Origin of the sequence: Pollutimonas subterranea, assembly GCF_002849655.1 — a bacterium.
Lineage (GTDB): Bacteria > Pseudomonadota > Gammaproteobacteria > Burkholderiales > Burkholderiaceae_B > Pollutimonas > Pollutimonas subterranea.
This window is the reverse complement of record NZ_PDNW01000052.1, coordinates 1-1,643: the sequence shown is the minus strand read 5'-3', so window position 1 is coordinate 1,643 and position 1,643 is coordinate 1. Positions and strand designations below refer to the sequence as shown.

The following is a 1,643-nucleotide window of genomic DNA, read 5'->3' as shown; positions in this document are numbered from 1 at the left end:
CGGTGATTGTCAAGCTAGTTGTCGTTTGGGTAAGGGATTCATGCGGCCTGTTTTACTGTCTCAGATTGCCGTAGGCATGGCTTAGCCGGATTCTCGGGATTCAGATGGACAACGGCAATCCGGGACCAGTCGCGAACGGCGCCGCTCCAACGCTCAGGGTTCCGAGCTTTAGCAGCTTCATAAACTTCAGCGCGACCGGCCAGTAGTGCACCGTCTTGACCGGCATGGCGCTGAGCCGGCGTCACGAAGCGGATCGCACTGTGGCGGTGCTCATGGTTATACCAGCACTCGAACTCGCTTACCCATGCTCTGGCTGCCCCAAGATCCTCGAACGCCTGACGAGGGTATGCTGGCCGGTATTTCAACGTCTTGAAAAGCGACTCCGAGAATGGGTTGTCGTTGCTGACAGCCGGGCGACTATAGGAAGGAGCCACGCCCAAAGCTTGCAGGGTCGCCAGCATGGTGGATCCCTTCATCGGGCTGCCATTATCCGAATGCAGTACGACCTGGTGCGGCGCAATGTTCTCACGCTCGCAGATGTCCCGAACTACTTCGGCGGCCAGCTCGCTGCTTTCCGTTTCATAAATCTGCCAGCCTACAATCTTGCGGCTGAACAGATCCATGAATAAATACAGGTAAAAGTAAATGCCCTTGATGCGGGTCGGCAAATAGGTGATGTCCCAACTGAACAGTTGGTTTGGACCTCTCGCCTGGAGCGCACGCGGCTTGGTGCGAGCCTGAGACGGTCGCTGGGCTCCACGATGTTTAAGCTGGTTTTCGGCCTTGAGCACGCGGTAAAACGTTGATTCACAAGCGATGTACAGGCCGCGGTCTGCCAGAATCGGGACGATCTGGCTGGGCGCGAGGTGTCCAAACTCTTTAGAGTTAGCCACTGCCAGCACGCGTTGGCGCTCAAGCTCGCTCAGTTTGTTTCTGGGATCCTGAACCCGTGCCCGACGCTGGTCGCCCTGATTGGGAGCCAGACGCCAGCGTTGCAGCGTGCGAGCGCTCAAGTAGATGGTCTGGCAGGCGCGAGCCTGGCGGGCCCCGGCCACGACGGCCTGATCCACCAGGGTCACGATCTGGCTGCGCTGTGCGAGCGAGGTCATTTGTCCTCGTCCTCCCACAGCGCCTGGTACTTTTTTTGCAGTATCAGCAACGCCGCCGCCTCGGCCAAGGCCTTTTCTTTGCGGGCTAATTCTCGCTTGAGCTTGGCGTTTTCATCTTTTAACGTGCGGCTTTGTGCGCTGGCGCCGGCCGGCGACTTGGCCCCTTCGCAAAAAGCCGTTCTCCAGGCCGTCAGGTTATGAGCAAACAAGCCCTTTTCTCGGCACCAGGCCTGCAAGGCTTCATCCGACAGCTCATGCGTTTCATGCAGCGCTTGCAGCTGTTCCTCGGGGCTCCAGTCACCGGGACGCCTCTCTCTTGATTTGAATTCACCGCGCTTACTCATCGAGCTCTTCCCTAACCATTTCCTTAACGTATGGTAAGGGACATTCAAATCACGGGATATCTCGGTGATGGGGCGCGAGCCGCGCGCCAATGCTTTACTGACTGCCTGTTCGATAAAGGCCTCGGAATAGGTGGATTTCATTGCTGCTCTCTTTGAAAATTAGAGGCGACAACTAGTCTGACACGGGGGG

At 57.4% G+C, this 1,643-nt stretch carries 1 pseudogene; it reads right to left on the bottom strand.

Going from position 1 to position 1,643, the window contains the following annotated elements:
- Positions 1-38: 38 nt before the first annotated feature.
- A pseudogene (locus CR159_RS21280) lies at positions 39-1,594 on the bottom strand (IS3 family transposase).
- Positions 1,595-1,643 lie beyond the last annotated feature (49 nt).